Origin of the sequence: Ideonella azotifigens (assembly GCF_021043325.1) — a bacterium.
Lineage (GTDB): Bacteria > Pseudomonadota > Gammaproteobacteria > Burkholderiales > Burkholderiaceae_C > Ideonella > Ideonella azotifigens.
Genome location: NZ_JAJNKD010000009.1, coordinates 60635 through 78692 on the forward strand (window position 1 = coordinate 60635; position 18058 = coordinate 78692).

An 18058-nucleotide genomic window follows, 5' to 3' on the forward strand; every position below is an offset into this window, starting at 1 on the left:
CCGCTAAAACCCTCGGGTGCATGCAGACAGGCCCCACGGCAGGCCGCTTTGGTTCATCATGGAGGCTGTGGATTTCCACAGCCTCCGCAGCGCCATTGCCCGCCATGAACAAGACCTCCAGCACCACTGGCCGCCGCCCGTCGGCCGCCCCCAGCCTCGCCAACCTGCCGCCGCAGGCCATCAGCGAAGAGGTGCTGGTCGAGAAGTACGCCAAGGGCGAAGAACGCAGCGTCGACGAAGTGCGTGCTCGCATTTCGAACGCGCTTGCCGCCGCGGAACCCGCTGCACAGCAAGCCCACTGGGCCGCGCGTTTCCTGGACGCCCAGCGCCGCGGTTTCGTGCCGGCCGGCCGCATCAATTCCGCTGCCGGCACCGCGCTCAGCGCCACCTTGATCAACTGCTTCGTGCAGCCGGTGGGCGACTCCATCGCCAGCGAAGAAGACGGCGTGCCCGGCATCTACACCGCGCTGACCGAGGCGGCCGAAACCATGCGCCGCGGTGGCGGCGTGGGCTATGACTTCTCGCGCATCCGCCCGCGCGGTGCCTGGGTCGGCTCCACCCAGTCCAGCGCCTCCGGACCGATCAGCTACATGCGCGTGTTCGACCGCTCCTGCGAAACGGTCGAGTCCGCCGGCTCGCGCCGCGGCGCGCAAATGGGCGTGCTGCGCTGCGACCACCCGGACATTGAAGAGTTCATCCATGCCAAGGACCAGGGCGACCTGAAGAACTTCAACATCTCGATTGCCGTGACCGACGTCTTCATGGAAGCCGTGCAGGCCGGCGGCGAGGTCGAGCTGCTGCATCGCGCCGAGCCCGGCGCCAAGCAGAAAGCTGCCGGCGCCTACCAGCGCGGCGACGGCCTGTGGGTCTACCGCCGCGTGCCCGCCCGCGGCCTGTGGGACCAGGTCATGCGCGCGACCTACGACCACGCCGAACCCGGCGTGCTGTTCCTGGACCGCATCAACCAGGACAACAACCTGAGTTATTGCGAGACGATTGCGGCAACGAATCCTTGCGCCGAACAGCCACTTCCACCTTATGGTTGTTGCTGCCTCGGCTCCATTGACCTGACTCACTTCGTGGTGGAGCCGTTCGAACCCGGTGCGCGGTTTGACGCGGCCGGTTTCACCGAGGTGGTGAAGGTGGCCACGCGCATGCTGGACAACGTGCTGGACGTGACCGTCTGGCCGTTGCCGCGCCAGCAGGAGGAGGCGGCCAACAAGCGGCGCGTGGGGCTGGGCTTCACCGGCCTCGGCAATGCGCTGGCTATGCTGAACCTGCGCTACGACACGCCGGCCGCGCGCGACATGGCGCGGCAGATCAGCGAGATCATGCGCGACGGTGCCTATGACGCCAGCGTGGACCTGGCCCAGGAGCGAGGGGCCTTCCCGCTGTTCAATGCGGACCTGTACCTCTCGCGTGGCACTTTCGCCTCGCGTCTGCCGCAGGCGGTGAAGGACCGCATCCGCAAGCACGGGCTGCGCAACTCGCACCTGCTGTCCATTGCACCTACCGGCACCATCAGCCTGGCTTTTGCCGACAACGCCAGCAACGGCATAGAGCCGGCCTTCAGCTGGACCTACACCCGCAAGAAGCGCATGCCCGACAGCAGCTTCAAGGAATATGCGGTGGAGGACCATGCCTGGCGCCTGTTCCGCCACCTGAAGGGCGCCGACACGCCGCTGCCGGAGGCCTTCGTCACCGCGCTGGAGATGAGCGCCGAGGCGCACGCGCTGATGGTCGCGGCGGTCGCGCCCTGCATCGACACGTCCATCAGCAAGACCGTCAACGTGCCGGCGGACTACCCCTACGTCGATTTCCAGGACCTCTACATGACGGCGTGGAAAAGCGGGCTGAAGGGCCTGGCGACCTACCGGCCGAATGCGATCCTGGGCTCGGTGCTCAGCGTCGAGCCCACGCCCAGCGCCACGCCTGCACCGCTCACGACCCTCACCACCGACGGCGCGAACCAGCGCCTGAAACTGGAAAAGCTGCCAAAGCCGGTGCTCACTTCCTTGCGCTGGCCGGGCCGACCGGAACTGCGCGGTGGCAATCCGGCCTGGAGCTACATGATCCAGCACCCGCACGGCGACTTCGCGCTGTTCGTCGGTGAACTGCCGGCCGAAGCCGGGCCGGACGGCGGGCTGTTCGGCCGCACGCTGCCGTTTGAAGTCTGGGTCAACGGTGCAGAGCAGCCGCGTGGCCTGGGTGCGCTGGCCAAGACGCTGTCGATGGACATGCGCGTCAACGACCCGCAATGGCTCAAGCTCAAGCTCGACGCGCTGGCGACCGTCGCCGAGGAGCGCGCGTTCGAGATGGCCTTTCCGCCCAGCGGGGAGAAGCGGTTGTTTCCTGGCGTGGTCGCCGCGACGGCCAGCGTGATTCGCTGGCGCTGCGAGCAGCTGGGCGCGTTGCAGGACGGGCCGACGCCGGTGCTGGACGCGATGTTCAGCCGCGACGAGCCGCGCACCACCACGGCGGGCACGCTGGCCTGGGCGGTCGACGTGGACAACCCGGCCACCGGCGAAGCCTTCACGCTGACCTTGAAGGAAGTGGCGCTGGCCAGCCCGGACGCGCCGGCCGGCTACGTCACCCGGCCGTGTGCGCTCGGCTTCTCCGGCAACTACCCACGCGCGTTCGACGGGCTGGCGCGCCTGCTGTCGCTGGACATGCGGGTCATCGACCCAGCCTGGATCGGCATGAAGCTGCGCAAGCTGCTGAACGTCGGCGAGCCGCTGGGCCACTTCATGGCGCCGATTCCGGGGCAGAAACGCCAGCAGGTCTGGCCGAGCACGGTGGCCTATGTTGCCCGGCTGGTGATCCACCGCTACGCGATGCTGGGTGTGTTGGACGAAGAGGGCTTCCCGCTGCGCGAGATGGGCATCCTGGCCTCGCCAGCGCCCCGCACTTCGGTGGCCGACAAGGTCGTGCCGATGGCCGGCAAGCCCTGCCCGGAATGCGGCAACGCGACGATGATCCACAAGGACGGCTGCGACTTCTGCACCGCCTGTGGCTACGTGGGGCAGTGCGGTTGAATGTCCCCGGCCTGTTCCCGCATCTCTGTCGAAATGTCGCGCAGGCCGTGCAACACACGCCAGACGTCGATGTGGTCCTCGCGTTCGATGTAGAACACCAGGTGCGGGTAGGCGGTCAGGATCCAGGTTCGCAGACCGGGCAGGCCCAGTTCGTGGGCGTAACGCGGCGAACCTGTCGCTGGATGCAGGCCAATGTGGGTGTACGCGTCTTCCAGCGCATCGATGAAGCCCAGTGCCGCCGATTCAGCGTCTTCGCTGAGATAGTGGGCCAGGGCTTCGTCAACATCCCGATTTGCCTGTTCGCGTGGGATGACCGGTCTGGGCGTCACGCCTGCGGCGCAGGCTTGTCTGCCTGACGAGCCCGCTTTCGCAGGCTGTCGAAGTAGGCCTGGGTGACCGGTACCGTGGGGGCAGATGCTGCGCCAGCAAGCAGCAGCTTGCGCAACTGCTGGCGGTCCTGGTCGCGGCGAATCAGCTCCCGCATGTATTCACTGCTCGTGCTGTAGCCGTGTTGGCTGACCTGCGCGTCGACAAAAGCCTTGAGGCTGTCCGGCAGCGAGATGTTCATCGTGCTCATGTCGAAAGCTTAAGTGCTTTGGCAAGAAATGGCAAAGTTGGTGCTTCGCAATAGCTTCACTCAATCAGACACATTCGATCAATCAATCCAAAACATCGCGCGACCGGCCTAATATTCGTCCTGTCGATTGACTGACTTCCACCACCAACTGCCAGAGGAGCTCCAAAGCATGTCCCTGATCAACACCCAAGTCCAACCGTTCAAGACCGAAGCCTTCCACAATGGCAAGTTCATCACCGTCACCGAGGAATCGCTGCTGGGCAAGTGGTCCGTGCTGATCTTCATGCCCGCCGCGTTCACCTTCAACTGCCCGACCGAGATCGAAGACGCGGCTGACAACTACGCCGCCTTCCAGGCAGCGGGCACTGAGGTCTACATCGTGACCACCGACACCCACTTCTCGCACAAGGTCTGGCACGAAACCTCGCCGGCCGTCGGCAAGGCCAAGTTCCCGCTGGTGGGTGACCCGACCCACAAGCTGACCAACGCCTTTGGCGTGCACATCCCGGAAGAAGGCCTGGCGCTGCGCGGCACCTTCGTGATCAACCCGGAAGGCATCATCAAGACGGCCGAGATCCACTCGAACGAAATCGCCCGTGACGTGTCGGAAACCCTGCGCAAGCTGAAGGCCGCCCAGTACACCGCCGCCAACCCGGGCCAGGTCTGCCCCGCCAAGTGGAAGGAAGGCGCCAAGACCCTGGCACCGTCCATCGACCTGGTCGGAAAAATCTAACCACCCCCGAGGCGGCAAGCCGCCTCCCCCTTCGAGGGGGCGCCACCAGCGGACCGGCAGAGCCGGATCCGCGGCGGCTGCTGGACTCGGTTGAGTGTGATGACGGGCTTCGTGTTTGCCCACCTTCTCGCTGAATTCAGGCACTGTTGAAAACCCGTTCCAGCGGTCCGCTGTGGTGGGTTTTCAAGAGGGCCGGGACCAACTCGCCCTGATGAAACAAGTGCCACGAAAGGATCACGCCATGCTGGACAGCAACACCCAAGCGCAACTCGCCACCTACTTCGAACGCATCAGCCAGCCCATCGAGCTGATTGCCAGCCTGGACGATTCCGCTGGTGCCGCCGACATCCGCGAGCTGGTCACCGAGATCGCCGCGATCGCGCCGGACAAGATCAGCGCCCGCTTCGACGGCACCTTCGAGCGTCGCCCGTCGTTCCAGATCACCCGCGTCGGCCACAACATGGGCGTGCACTTTGCCGCCTTGCCGATGGGCCACGAGTTCACCTCGCTGCTGCTGGCGCTGCTGTGGGCTGGTGGCCATCCGCCCAAGGTCGAGCCTGAAGTGCTGGAGCAGATCAAGGCCATCGATGGCGATTTCGCCTTCGACACCTTCATGAGCCTGACCTGCCACAACTGCCCGGATGTCGTGCAGGCGATGAACCTGATGGCGGTCTTCAACCCGCGCATCCGTGCCGTGGCCATTGATGGCGGGCTGTTCCAGAAGGAAGTCGAAGACCGCCAGATCATGGCCGTGCCCAGCGTCTTCCTGAACGGCCAGCCGTTTGGCAATGGCCGCATGGAAGTGGGCGAGATCCTGGCCAAGATCGACACCGGCGCGGCCAAGCGCGAAGCCGCCAAGCTCAACGAGAAGGCCCCGTACGAGGTGCTGATCATCGGTGGCGGCCCGGCCGGCGCGGCTGCTGCTGTCTACGCTGCGCGCAAGGGCATCCGCACCGGCATCGTCGCCGAGCGTTTTGGTGGCCAGACCATGGACACCCTGGGCATCGAGAACTTCATTTCGGTGCTGGAGACCGAGGGGCCGAAATTTGCGGCGGCGCTCGAGGCCCATGTGCGCCACTACGGCGTGGACATCATCACGCTGCAGCGCGTGGCCAAGCTGGAGGCTGCGGCGCAGCCCGGCGGCTACGCCAGCGTGGTGCTGGACAACGGCGCCGTGCTCAAGGCCCGCAGCGTGATCCTGGCCACCGGCGCGCGCTGGCGCAACATCAACGTGCCTGGCGAGCAGGAGTACAAGACCAAGGGTGTGGCTTACTGCCCGCACTGCGACGGCCCGCTGTTCAAGGGCAAGGACGTGGCGGTGATCGGCGGCGGCAACTCCGGTGTCGAGGCTGCCATCGACCTGGCAGGCGTGGTCAAGAGCGTCACGCTGCTGGAGTTTGCCGACCAGCTGCGCGCCGATGCCGTGCTCGTGGACAAGCTCAAGAGCATGCCCAACGTCACCATCCACACCAACGCGCAGACGCTGGAAGTCACTGGCGACGGCCAGAAGATGAACGGCCTGCGCTACAAGGACCGCGTGGGCGGCGCCGAGCACAAGCTCGACCTGGCGGGCGTGTTCGTGCAGATCGGCCTGGTGCCCAACACCGAGTTCCTCAAGGGCACGCTGGAGCTGAGCAAGTTCGGCGAGATCATCATCGACGCCAAGTGCCACACCAGCCTGGCCGGCGTTTTCGCAGCGGGCGACGTGACGACGGTGCCGTACAAGCAGATCATCATCGCCGCCGGCGAAGGCTCGAAGGCGGCACTGTCGGCCTTCGACTACCTGATCCGCACGCCGGCACCGGCAGCTGCCTGACCCCCGGCGCGCCCCACAAAAAATGGCTTCCTTCGGGAAGCCATTTTTGTATCAGGCGCCTGGCAGTGGCTCGACGTCCGCGCCAGCCGCCACGGCCTGCAGGCAGCGCAGGCACAGGCAGCTGCCGTAGCGCTGGCGCAGCGCGGCCAGGGTGCTGTCGCTCAATTTCAGGGTGCTGCAGGCGCATGGGCCTGCGTCGTTCACGCCGCAGTGAAAACCGCCGCCACAGCGCGGGCAGCGGTCGCTGAATCGATTGGCAAGGGGCTGGGCGGTGGGCGTCGTCGTCGCCGGGTCAAGCGCTGGCATGCCGGCAGTGTGGCATGGCGTGGGCTTTGCCAAAGATGCACGGTACTTCCCCTGTACTTGGCCGGTTCTGCTCTCCGGGCGCTGGCTAGCATGCAGCAATGCCTCACTGTGAACGGTAAACCCATGACTTGTCCTGAGGACCTCGTCGCGCACATGCGCCGGGTGTTGGTGGCGGAGCGCGACCTGCACGATCTCGGCATGGTCTGGCGCCTGATCGAATCCAGCGCCGCCATCAGCTGCCCGGCCGAAGCCGCCACCATCCTGCCGACCCTGATCGACACGCGAGAACGTTTCGACCAGCTGCAGCGACGCCTGACCGAGCAGATGGCCGACGAGACCCAGGCCGAGCTGGCCGACGAACTCGCCGCCAAGGCCCAGTGCGCCATCGACATCCTGGTGCGCAACCTGTTCGAGCGCACGGCCGACGTCGGCTTTCTCGCGACCGACGAGGTTGTCGCCCGCTTCTGCGCTGCCGATGCTGCGCAGCGCGCGGCCGACGCGCCCGCGATGCGTGAGCGCCTGGCCGAATACCAGCGCAAGTACAGCGTCTACGACGACGTGCTGCTCTGCGCACCCGACGGCACGCTGCTGATTCGCCTGGACGACGGCAGCACCGACGCCGAACCTGCCGCCCGCCCGGCGCTGCAGCGCAGCCGCGAGCCACTGGTCGCCCAGGCCCTGGCCGCTGCCGGTTTCTGCGAACGTTTTGGCGCCAGCGACCTGGCTGCGACCGGCCAGTCCGCCGCATTGCTGTACGGCCACCGCATTGCCGACGCCGTCGGCCGGCCGGTGGGCGTGCTGCTGCTGCGCTTCCGTTTTGATGACGAGATGAGCCGGATCTTTGCCGACGTGGGCGGTGAGCGCCCACAGATCGCACTGATGCTGGTCGACGGGCAACAGCGTGTCATTGCCAGCAGCGACGTGACCCACGTGCCGCTGGGTGTGCGCCTTGCGCTGGCGGCGCCTGGCGCCACCGCCGGCATGCAGCTGACCCAGTTCGCCGGCCGCGATTACCTGGGCCTGCAATGCCTGGGCACGCCGTACCAGGGCTACCCCGGCCCGACCGGCTGGCGCGCGGTGGCCATGGTTTCGCTGCTGACGGCCTTCGCCAGCCGCCGCGACGCGACCGAAGGCAACCCGGCGACCGACGCGGTGGCTGCCAGCGGCAGCGCACTGGCCGGCATCCGCGACGATGCCGATGCGATCAACCGCGAGTTGCGCCGCGTGGTCTGGAATGGCCGGCTGCTGGCCCGCACGCAGGAAGGCGACCGGCTGCGGCTGACCGCCGTGCTGCGCCAGGTCAGCGCCGCCGGCATCCGCACCCAGGCGCGCGTGGATCAGGCCATTCACGAGATTGGCGGCACCGGCCTCGCGCGCGGACGCCAACGGGCGCACGACATGGCGCGCCTGGCGGCTGACATCCTGGACCGCAACCTCTACGAGCGTGCCAACGATTGCCGCTGGTGGGCCTTGTCGCCGCTGTTGCGTGCCGCGTTGGCCGACGAAGCTGCGTCTGCCAACCCCGCGCCGCTGAACGCGCTGCTGCGCCACATCAACGGCCTCTACACCGTCTACAGCCGGCTGGTCGTGTTCGACCGCCACGGCCGCATCTGCGGCGCTTCGGCCGGGCCGCAGGGCGACGACCCGGGCGATGCGCTGATCGGCACGTCGGTGCCGGCGGCAATGCAAAGCGCGGTCGAAGCCCTCTCCGGCAGCGAGCTGTACGCCGTCACCGGTTTCGACGACAGCGACTGGCATGCCGGCGGCCCGACCTACACCTACCTCGCCGCGGTGCGCGACCCGGTCGACAGCCACCGTGTGGTGGGCGGCATCGCCATCGTCTTCAACGCCGTGCGCGAACTGCAGGCCATGCTGAGCGACATCCTTGCTGGCCGCGACGGCTTTGCCGCCTTTGTCGACCCTCACGGCCGCGTGCTGAGCGTGGCCGGCGACGCGCCGCCCGAGCTGATCGCGCAAGCCGGCAGCGCCACCGCGCCGGTCGACCACGATGGCCAGCGCTACCTGCTGGCGCGCATGGCCGCCGGCGGCTACCGTGAATTCCGAACCAGCGACGGTCATGACGATGGTGTCGCCGCGGTCGTCGGCCTGCGCCTGGGCGCGGCCGAGCGCCGCGACGGCGGCATCGGCCAGGCCGAACTGCGCGCCAGCCACCCGGTGGCCAGCGCGCAGGCCGAGGAGCTGGCCATGTTCCGGGTCGGCAGCGCCTGCTATGCACTGCCGGCGCAGCATGTGCTGGAAGCCGCGACCTCGCGTGGCCTGGTGCGCACGCCTGGTGCGGGTGCTGCCGGGCTGGGTTTGCTCGAAGTGGCGCTGCCGGGTGGCTCGGCGCTGGTGCAGGTCTTGTGCGCGCGCCAGTTGCTGGGCGTGCCCGGCCCGGCGCGGGCGGTGGACGGCACGGTGTTGGTCTTGCGCGCCCAGCATGCCAACGGCGCGCCGCTGCACGTGGGCCTGCGGGTCGACGAAGTGGTCTCGGTGCTGGAGCTGGACCCCGCGCGTTACCACCCGGCGCCCGATGGTTTCCAGGGCTTCGCGCCGTGGATCACCGGCCTGGCCGAATGCCAGCGCGACGGCGACGGCGAGCCGCAGCTGGTGCAGCGGCTGGACCTGGCCGCGCTGCTGCAGGCGGGCGGCATGCGCATTGCGGCGACCGAGCCGCAGGTCGCTGTGGCCGAGCCCTTCATCGCCGAGGCCGCCTGATTCAGGACGGTTCGTACATCGCGTCGTAGCGGCGCTGCATTTCGGTGGGTGCCACGGCCTCGATCTCGTGGCCGATCAGCCACTCGTAGCCAAACGGGTCGCGGATGCGGCCACCGCGCTCGCCGTAGAACTGGTCCTGCGGCGCCATCACCAGCGTCGCGCCAGCGGCCACTGCACGCTCGATCATCGCGTCGGCATTGTCCACGTGCAGGTGCAGCCGCGCGCCGCTGCCCGGTGCGCCAGCGGGTGCATGGATGTCGAACTCCGGGAACTCGTCGGCCAGCATCAACACACGCGGCCCCAGCTGCAGCTCGGCATGGCCGATGCGCCCGGTGCCCGGCTCGGTCAGCCGGAACAGCTCCTCGGCGCCAAAGGCCTCGACGTAGAACTCGATGGCCTTGGCGGCTTCGCGCATCGACAAATAGGCAAACAGGTCATGGACCTTGCTCATGGCGGTCTCCTGGTGATGGACTGGCGCCCAGCGTAGGTCCGCGGCGCGGGGCCGTCTTGTGAAAATTTTCAGTGCGCCGGTGCCGGCTCGGCCAGCGAGACCGTGTTCGGGTAACGCTGCGCGCGCAGGTAGTCGCCCGGCGTGAGGCCGGCCATGGCCTTGAACTCGGCGTTGAAGTGCGGCTGGTCGGCATAACCAGCGTCCAGCGCCAGCTCGCTCAGCGGCGAGGCCGCGTCCCGTGCCAGGAGCGCCAGCACGGCTTGCAAGCGCATCACCCGCGCGTACTGCTTGGGCGTGAGGCCGGTGAGGGCGCGAAAGCGTGCCGGCAGCCGCGTGGTCGACAGGCCGGCCTGCTCGCACAGCGCCCGGATGCCGGCTTGGCCGCCCGTCTCGCGCAGGCGCTGGCAGACCCAGGCGACGCTTGCATCCGGCGGCGCCGCGTCGCGCAACTCGCGCTGCAGCCAGCGTGCGGCGGCCTGCAATTGCGCGGCAGGATGGGGGGCGTCCGCCAGCGCGTCGCCCAGCGCGCGGGCCGCTGCGCCCAGCGCCAGTTCCAGGTCCACCGTACGGTCCAGCGCTTCGGTGTGGGCACCACGCAGCAGTGCCTGGGCGCCCAGCGGCGTGAGCCGCAGGCCCACGACCTGCACCCGCGCGGCCGGCGCCTCCACAACCTCGGCGCGCAGGCGCTGGCCGTTGAAGCACAGGCGCGGAAACCCGTCGCGGTGTTCGTCGCCTTCGGTGCTGCGGTGGCAGGGGCCGAGCTGCACGATCAGCTCGATGCTGCCATCCGGGAACACACGTTCCCGCGCATGGTTCAGCACGCCGTCAAAGGCCCAGAGTTTTTCGACTTGGACGGCCAGCGCCGGTGGACGCCAGTCAGCACCGATCCAAGTGCCGAGCGGACCGTCAACTTGCCAGGTTTGGGGCGTGTCTTGCGTCTGCATGTCCACGCCCCTGCAAGGTCACTGAAGTTGGGGTTCCGTGACGCGCTTTGCGAGGTGCGCCAATGATTCTTCGACCTGGTCCACCAGGATCAGGCATAGGTCGCCCGGCTGCAGCTTGGACAAGGCCTTGTCGATGGCGATGAACTCGCCATGGATCTCTTCGACATGCGAGGTGCGTGGGGCGCCCTGCAGGCCCTGGCGCAGCAGCGCCAGCACTTCACCGTCCTCGCGGCCGCGCTGGCAGGCGTCCTGGAACAGGATCACGTCGTCGAAGGCCTTGCCGAGGATTTGCGTCTGCTCGCGGATGTCCTCGTCGCGCCGGTCGCCAGCGCCGGAGATGACCACCGAGCGGCGCTTGCCTGGCATCGCGTTGACGGCGTCGACCAGCGCGCGCATCGCGTCGGGGTTGTGGCCGTAGTCGGCGATCAAGGTGGCGCCGTGGTAGTCCAGCACATTGAAGCGGCCGGGTGCGTTGTCGGCGTCGTTCAGGAAGCTGGCGAGGCCGGCGCGCATCGCGTCCCAGCCCAGGCCGACGGCCCAGCCGGCGGCAATGGACGCCATCGCGTTTTCAACCTGGAAGCCGATGCTGCCGTTGCGGGTCAGCGGGATGTCGCGCAGGCTCACGCTCTCGCGCCAGTTGCCTTCGGCGGCGACGATGTGGCCGTCATCCACGAACACGCAGCGCTGGCCCTGCGCGCGGTGCGTGGCCAGCACCGGGTGGTGCCGGTCGGCAGCGAAGAAGATGATGCCACCGGGGCTGGTCGGCGCCATTGCCGCGCAGTGCGGGTCGGTCGCGTTCAGCACCGCGAAGCCGGTGGGCGCGACGTTCTGCACGATCACGCGCTTGAGCACCGCCAGGTCTTCGACCGTGGTGATGTAGTTCAGCCCCAGGTGGTCGCCCGCGCCGATGTTGGTGACGACTGCCACCTGGCAGCGGTCATAGCCTAGGCCTTCGCGCAGGATGCCGCCGCGTGCGGTCTCGAACACGGCCGCGTCCACGTCGGGGTTCATCAGCACGTTGCGCGCGCTGCGCGGGCCGGCGCAGTCGCCCGAATCGATCTGGCGACCGTTGACGTGCACGCCATCCGTGTTGGTCATGCCCACGCGCAGGCCGGCGGCAGTGAACAGGTGGGCGATCAGCCGCGTGGTGGTCGTCTTGCCATTGGTGCCGGTGACGGCAACCACCGGGATGCGGCCGTCGTCGCCCGGGCCGTAGAGGTGGTTGATGATGGCTTCGCCGACCGGCCGGCCCTTGCCGAACGAAGGTGACAGGTGCATGCGCAGGCCAGGTGCGGCGTTCACTTCGACGATGCCGCCGCTCTGCTCTTCGAGCGGGCGGATCACGTTGTCGCAGACCACGTCCACGCCGCAGATGTCCAGGCCGATCATCTGCGCCGCAGCCACCGCACGCGCGGCGACCTCGGGGTGCACGTCGTCGGTCACGTCGGTCGCGGTGCCGCCGGTCGAGAGGTTGGCGTTGTTGCGCAGGATCACGCGCTGGCCCTTGTCCGGCACCGACTCGGGCGTCATGCCTTGGATCTCCAGCCGCGCCACGGCAATCTCGTCGAAGCGGATCTTGGTCAGCGAGGTCGCATGGCCGTCGCCGCGTTTCGGGTCGGCATTCACCAGGGTCACCAGCTCGCGCACCGTGTGCTCGCCGTCGCCAATGACCAGCGGGGGGTCGCGCCGCGCGGCGGCGATCAGCTTGTTGCCCACCACCAGCAGCCGGTAGTCGCTGCCGGGCAGGAATTTCTCGACCATGACCTGGCCGATTTCCTCGGCCACCTTGTAGGCAATCTCCAGGTGCTCGCGGGTCACGATGTTGACGGTGACGCCCTTGCCCTGGTTGCCGTCCTGCGGCTTGAGCACGACAGGCAGGCCGATCTCCAGCGCCACTTCCCAGGCTTCGTCCACCGAGTCCACCGGCCGGCCCAGCGGCACCGGCACGCCAGCGGCGCGCAGCAAGGTCTTGGTCAGGTCCTTGTCCTGCGCAATGGATTCGGAAACCGCGCTGGTCGAATCGACCTCGGCCGCCCAGATGCGGCGCTGCTTGGCGCCCCAGCCGAACTGCACCAGGCTGCCCTGCGTGAGCCGGCGATACGGCACGCCGCGTGCCACGCCGGCCAGCACGATGGAACCGGTGGACGGGCCCAGGCGCACGTCTTCGTCGATCTCGCGCAGCGCGGCCACGGTGCCAGTCAGGTCGAAGCTGCCGCCGGCCAGCGCGGCCTGGATCAGGCCTTCGGCTGCGATCAAAGCCTTGCGGCCCACGTCTTCCTCGCTGTATTCCACGACCACCTGGTAGACCCCGGGTTCCAGCGTCGCGGTCGTGCGGCTGAAGGTCACCGGGCAACCGGCCTGGCTTTGCAGCGCCAGCGTCGCGGTTTCCAGCACATGGGCCAGCGAGGCCTGGTCCGGCTGGCGGCGCAGCGGGCCCAGGTTGGGGAACAGCGCGCGCAGCCGGGCCTCGAACTCGGGAAGCGAAGTCAGTGCGCGTTCTTGTTCTCCGCAGGTGACGATGGCCTCGATGGCGGTGTGGCGGCTCCAGAGGTTGGGGCCACGCAAGGCGCGAATGCGGGAAATGTCCATGGTGCTTTTGTTTTACAGCGAGAGCGGGACGGTGGGGCGGGAAAGGAAACAGGCAGCTGGCCCGCTCAGGCGGCGGTTTGCAGCGCGAAGGTTTCGATGCCGGCGGCGATGAGGTCGGGCGAGATGCCGAAGGCCCAGGCTGCGGCCACTGCAGCCAGCAGCAGTTCCATCAGCTCGGGCGTGGGGGCGTGGCCGCGGCGCTGCACGATGCCGGCCAGGTCCACGCCCGGCAGCTCGACAGCGCCTTGCGTCAGGTGCACCCGGCCGCCCCGCAGGAAAGCCACGCGCTTGCCGGCGGCCTGGTGCTCGACCAGCGGCTCGGGCAGCGTGCCGCCTTCGTCCACGCCGTACATCAGCACCTCGCCGTCGCACAGTTCGGCCATCTCGGCGATGCGCGCGTCGCCCGCGTTCAGCACGCCCACGCCGTCGCCCAGTACCACGTCGATCTGGGTGCGCAGCACCTTGTAGAGCTGGTCGGCCTCGGTGATGTCGTGTCGGCCCAGCGCTTCTGCGCCACCGAAATCGGTGATCAGGCCGACGTGGCAGCGGTCGTAGGGCAGCCCCTCGTCCAGCACCAACGCGGCGCTGTTCTCGAACACGGCGGCCTGGGCCTCGCGGTTCATCAGCAGCCGGTGGCTGGCTTCCCAGAAGCGAGCGGCCTGGGGGCTGGCCTTTTCGGTGCGGCGGCTGCCGATGAACAGACCGTCCTGGCAGGCGAGCGCGGTCGGCTTGCCGCTGAGGTGGATCAGCCAGGCGACCGCGCGGGCAATGGTGGCCGTGCCGTGCGTGCCCATCACGCCGACGATGGGGATGCGGCCGGCGTGGCCTTCATGTTCTTCCGCCGGAAACAGGTGCTCGACGATGGCCTGGCCCACCGGCCGCGGCGTGCCTTCGGCCGGCTTCAGGTGCATCAGCAGCCCGGGGCCGGCATTGACTTCGACGATGGCGCCGCCCTGCGCTTCCAGCGGGCGCGAAATGTCCTCGCACACCAGGTCCACGCCGGCAATGTCCAGGCCGACGGCGCGCACCGCCAGCGAGACGACATGCGCCACCTCGGGATGGACCGCGTCGGTGCAGTCGATCGCCACGTTGCCGTTGCGCTGCACCAGCACGCGCTTGCCCACTGGCGGCACGGTGTCAGGCGTCAGGCCCTGGCGTTGCAGGTCGAGCTGGATCACGCCGTCCGAGCGCACGTTCAGGCGGTTCAGCGGATGGTCTTCGGTGGTGCCGCGGCGCGGGTCGCTGTTGATCTGCTGGTCGACCAGCGTGGCCACGTCGTGCTGGCCGTCGCCGGTGACCCAGGCGGTTTCGCCGCGCGCTGCGGCCACGACCTTGCCGCCGACCACCAGCAGCCGGTGCTCTTCGCCGCGGATGAAGGGTTCGACCAGCACCTCGCTGCCGTGGCGTGCGGCCACTTCATAGGCGGCTTCGATGTCGGCCTGCTTGCTCAGGTCCAGCGTCACGCCGCGGCCATGGTTGCCGTCGCTGGGCTTGACGACCACCGGCAGGCCGATGTCCTCGGCGGCAGACCAGGCCTCGGCCGGGCTGTGCACCACCTCGCCTTCGGGCACCGGCACGCCGCAGGCCTTCAGCAGGGTCTTGGTCAGGTCCTTGTCGCTGGCGATGTTCTCGGCAATCGCGCAGGTCAGGTCGGTCTCGGCCGTCCAGATGCGGCGCTGGCGCGCACCGTAGCCCAGCTGCACCAGGTTGCCGTCGTTCAGGCGGATGTGCGGGATGCGCCGGTCGGTCGCCGCGGCGACGATGCAGGCGGTGGATGGGCCCAGGTAGCAATCGTCGATGGCCTCGCGCACGACGGCCACGGCGGCAGAGGTGTCGAACGGCCGGTCGTTGATCGCGGCCATCAGCAGCGCATGGCCTTGCTGCAGCGCCGCTCGGCCGACCTGCTCGTTGCGGGCGCGGAAGACCATGCGGTAGACGCCTCGCTGGGAGGTGCTGCGGGTCTGGCCGAAGCCCGTCGGCATGCCGGCCAGGTTCAGCAACTCGATCACGCAGTGCTCGAGGATGTGCCCGGCCCAGGTGCCTTCGGTGAGGCGCTGCAGAAAGCCGCCGCGCTCGCCCACGCCGCAGTGGTGTTCCTCCAGCGCCGGCAGCAGCTTGAGCAGCCGCTCGGTGAAACCGGGCAGGGTTTGCGAAGGAGAGTCTTCCAGCTCGCCGAGGTCCAGCCAGACCTCCATCACCGGCCGGTAGGTCCAGATGTTGGGGCCGCGCAGGTAGGTGATGCGCAGCAGCTGGATGTCGTTCTTCGGTTCGCTCATGGGCAGGCAGGCAAGGAAAAGTGTGACCCGTTGCCGGCCGTGGTGGCCGTTTTCGTCGGCCCACCGGCCGCGCGGGCAGTGCTGCTTATTGTGTCGGCAGCTGGCAGCTGCCAGCACGTCGCAATCCCGCGATTTTGCGCTCCTCGCCTTGGCCGGCGGCCGGCGGGGCTGTTGATGCCCGACAGTCCCCGCATCGACCCGCACGCCGTGGAGGCCGGATTCGCGGAAAATCCGCCGCTTCAGCGGCCGGCGGCCGCCTGGCGCATCCGCCGGGCGGCTGCGCCGGCCGAATGCCTGCCTCATGCCATACCCACATCCGCATTCCGCTGCCACCCCCGCCCTGGCCGCGCCGCTGGCCGCTGGCGAAACCCAGCTGGCCAGCCTCGCGCTGGACCTGGGCGACGACCTGGTCTTTGGCAACGGCCAGCTGGTGCTCACCGAACTCGGCCTGCTGGCCCGTGCGCCGGGCGCAGCCGACTGGACCCGCATCCCGCTGACGCCCGCGCTGCAGCTGCGCCACCATGACCATGCCGGTGTCGGCACGCTGGAGCTGTCGGACGCCACGGCGCTGCTGGCCCGTTGGCGCTTCACGCTGGGTGCCAACGTGCTGGCGCTGCGCTTCCTCAAGCGCTTCGAGCAGGTGCAGGCCGCGCGCGCCGCCGGCGTGGCCGCCGAGGGCGACGACCCGACGCGCTGCCCGTCCTGCCAGGCGCTGCTGCCGCCCGACAGCGACGAATGCCCCGTCTGCGACCGCGAGCTGCACACGCCGCCGTCCACCTGGGTGCTGCTGCGCCTGTCCCGTTTCGCCAGGCCGTATGCCGGCCAGCTGCTGATCGGCTTCCTGCTGACGCTGGCCGCCACCGCCGCCACGCTTGTGCCGCCGTACCTGACCATTCCGCTGATGGACAAGGTGCTGATCCCGTTCCAGAACGGCCAGCGCATCGACCCCACCTATGTGATGCTGCTGCTCTCGGGCCTGTTGGGCGCGGCGCTGCTGGCCTGGAGCCTGGGCTGGGCCCGTACCTACCTGCTGGCGCTGGTCTCCGAGCGCATTGCCGCGGACCTGCGCACCACCGCCTTCGAGCACCTGCTGCAGCTTTCGCTGGACTATTTCGGCGCCAAGCGCACCGGCGACCTGATGGCCCGCATCGGCTCCGAGACGGACCGCATCTCGGTTTTCCTGTCGCTGCACGCGCTGGACTTCGCGACCGACGTGCTGATGATTGGCATGACCGCGGTGATCCTCACGTCCATCAATCCCTGGCTGGCGCTGGTCACGCTGCTGCCGCTGCCCTTCATCGCCTGGATGATCCACCTGGTGCGCGACCGGCTGCGCACCGGCTTCGAGAAGATCGATCGGGTCTGGGGTGACGTGACCAACGTGCTGGCCGACACGATTCCCGGCATCCGCGTGGTCAAGGCCTTTGCCCAGGAAAGCCGCGAGGCCGGCCGCTTCCGCGAGGCCAACAAGGCCAACCTGGCGGTCAACGACAAGCTCAACAAGACCTGGAGCCTGTTCACGCCCACCGTCTCGCTGCTGACGGACATCGGCCTGCTGGTGGTCTGGGCCTTTGGCATCTGGCAGGTCAGCAAGGGCGAGATCACGGTGGGTGTGCTGACCGCCTTCATCGCCTACATCGGCCGCTTCTACGGCCGGCTGGACTCGATGAGCCGCATCGTCTCGGTGACGCAGAAGGCCGCGGCCGGCGCCAAGCGCATCTTCGACATCCTGGACCATGTGTCCAACGTGCCCGAACCCTCGAACCCGGTGCCCACCGGCGAGGTGCGTGGCGGCGTGACGATGGAGTCCATCGGCTTTCGCTACGGCAACCGTTCGGTGATCCGCGGTCTGAACCTGGAGATCAAGCCCGGCGAGATGGTTGGCCTGGTGGGCCACAGCGGCTCGGGCAAGAGCACGCTGGTCAACCTGTTGTGCCGCTTCTACGACGTGACCGATGGCGCGATCAAGGTCGACGGCGTGGACATCCGGCGCTTCGCCGTGTCCGACTACCGGCGCCACATCGGCCTGGTGCTGCAGGAGCCCTTCCTGTTCTTCGGCACCATCGCCGAGAACATCGCCTACGGCCGGCAGGATGCGACGCGCGAGCAGATCGTCGCCGCCGCGCGCGCCGCGCATGCGCACGACTTCATCCTGCGCCTGCCGCAGGGCTACGACTCATTGGTCGGCGAGCGCGGCCAGGGCCTGTCGGGTGGCGAGCGCCAGCGCATCAGCATTGCCCGCGCGCTGCTGATCGACCCGCGCATCCTGATCCTCGACGAAGCCACCTCCAGCGTGGACACCGAGACCGAGAAGGAGATCCAGAAGGCGCTGGACAACCTGGTCCAGGGCCGCACGACGATTGCCATCGCGCACCGCCTGTCCACGCTGCGCAAGGCCGACCGGCTGGTGGTGATGGACCGCGGCGTGGTGGTCGAGGTCGGCCCGCACGACGAGCTGATGGCCAAGCAGGGCGCTTACTGGCGGCTCTACGAAGCCCAGGCCCGCCGGGCCGATGCCGACGAGGACGGCGAGACCGACCACGAAGCGGCGCTGCTCTCCAGCGCGCTGCCGCAACCCTCGGCGCATGGCGTCCAGGTGTCATGAAGCCAGTC

Annotated in this window: 12 protein-coding genes; 5 read left to right on the plus strand and 7 right to left on the minus strand. The window is 68.5% G+C overall.

From position 1 onward, the window contains the following. Positions 1 to 104 precede the first annotated feature (104 nt). Positions 105 to 3035, plus strand: a complete 2931-nt coding sequence (locus LRH25_RS18885) for an adenosylcobalamin-dependent ribonucleoside-diphosphate reductase (RefSeq protein ID WP_141287817.1) — start codon at positions 105 to 107, stop codon at positions 3033 to 3035. Here the strand turns inward: LRH25_RS18885 and LRH25_RS18890 are convergent. Together LRH25_RS18890 and LRH25_RS18895 are read right to left on the minus strand one after the other, a co-directional pair. After that, complete coding sequence (locus tag LRH25_RS18890; protein ID WP_141287818.1) at positions 3014 to 3364, minus strand: type II toxin-antitoxin system RelE/ParE family toxin; 351 nt, start codon at positions 3362 to 3364, stop codon at positions 3014 to 3016. The genes LRH25_RS18885 and LRH25_RS18890 overlap by 22 nt on opposite strands. Further along, positions 3361 to 3612: a type II toxin-antitoxin system ParD family antitoxin gene (locus LRH25_RS18895; RefSeq protein ID WP_141287819.1), complete on the minus strand. Its 252-nt coding sequence runs from the start codon at positions 3610 to 3612 to the stop codon at positions 3361 to 3363. The genes LRH25_RS18890 and LRH25_RS18895 overlap by 4 nt, the downstream gene beginning before the upstream one ends. A gap of 169 nt (positions 3613 to 3781) precedes the next feature. Between LRH25_RS18895 and ahpC the strand changes: the two genes are divergently transcribed. Continuing rightward, a complete protein-coding gene (gene ahpC / locus LRH25_RS18900; RefSeq protein WP_141287820.1) occupies positions 3782 to 4345 on the plus strand; it encodes an alkyl hydroperoxide reductase subunit C in 564 nt (187 codons plus the stop codon). A 241-nt stretch (positions 4346 to 4586) separates the two neighbouring features. Further along, on the plus strand, positions 4587 to 6161 hold the full coding sequence (ahpF, locus tag LRH25_RS18905; protein ID WP_141287821.1) for an alkyl hydroperoxide reductase subunit F: 1575 nt from the start codon (positions 4587 to 4589) through the stop codon (positions 6159 to 6161). A gap of 51 nt (positions 6162 to 6212) precedes the next feature. Here ahpF and LRH25_RS18910 read toward each other — a convergent pair whose 3' ends face one another. Then, positions 6213 to 6467 (minus strand): cysteine-rich CWC family protein, encoded by a 255-nt coding sequence (locus LRH25_RS18910; protein WP_141287822.1) that lies wholly within the window; start codon positions 6465 to 6467, stop codon positions 6213 to 6215. Positions 6468 to 6590: 123 nt separating this feature from the next. Here LRH25_RS18910 and LRH25_RS18915 point away from each other — a divergent pair, with 123 nt between their 5' ends. Further along, positions 6591 to 9185, plus strand: coding sequence for a chemotaxis protein CheW (locus tag LRH25_RS18915; protein ID WP_231011946.1), 2595 nt, complete (start codon positions 6591 to 6593; stop codon positions 9183 to 9185). 1 nt (position 9186) lies between these two features. Here LRH25_RS18915 and LRH25_RS18920 read toward each other — a convergent pair whose 3' ends face one another. From LRH25_RS18920 to LRH25_RS18935, 4 genes are all read right to left on the minus strand, one after another. After that, the gene (locus LRH25_RS18920; protein ID WP_231011947.1) at positions 9187 to 9636 is read right to left on the minus strand and encodes a VOC family protein; all 450 of its coding nucleotides are present in this window, start codon (positions 9634 to 9636) and stop codon (positions 9187 to 9189) included. 68 nt (positions 9637 to 9704) lie between these two features. Then, positions 9705 to 10580, minus strand: coding sequence for an AraC family transcriptional regulator (locus tag LRH25_RS18925; protein ID WP_231011948.1), 876 nt, complete (start codon positions 10578 to 10580; stop codon positions 9705 to 9707). Positions 10581 to 10598: 18 nt separating this feature from the next. Beyond that, positions 10599 to 13169, minus strand: coding sequence for a cyanophycin synthetase (gene cphA, locus LRH25_RS18930; protein WP_141289473.1), 2571 nt, complete (start codon positions 13167 to 13169; stop codon positions 10599 to 10601). A gap of 65 nt (positions 13170 to 13234) precedes the next feature. After that, positions 13235 to 15445 carry a cyanophycin synthetase gene (locus LRH25_RS18935; protein ID WP_141289472.1) on the minus strand — a complete coding sequence of 737 codons (2211 nt, stop codon included), beginning with the start codon at positions 15443 to 15445 and terminating at the stop codon, positions 13235 to 13237. Positions 15446 to 15746: 301 nt separating this feature from the next. On the opposite strand from LRH25_RS18935, the gene LRH25_RS18940 reads away from it, so the two are divergent. Beyond that, the gene (locus LRH25_RS18940; RefSeq protein WP_231011949.1) at positions 15747 to 18050 is read left to right on the plus strand and encodes a cyanophycin metabolism-associated ABC transporter; all 2304 of its coding nucleotides are present in this window, start codon (positions 15747 to 15749) and stop codon (positions 18048 to 18050) included. Positions 18051 to 18058: the final 8 nt, after the last annotated feature.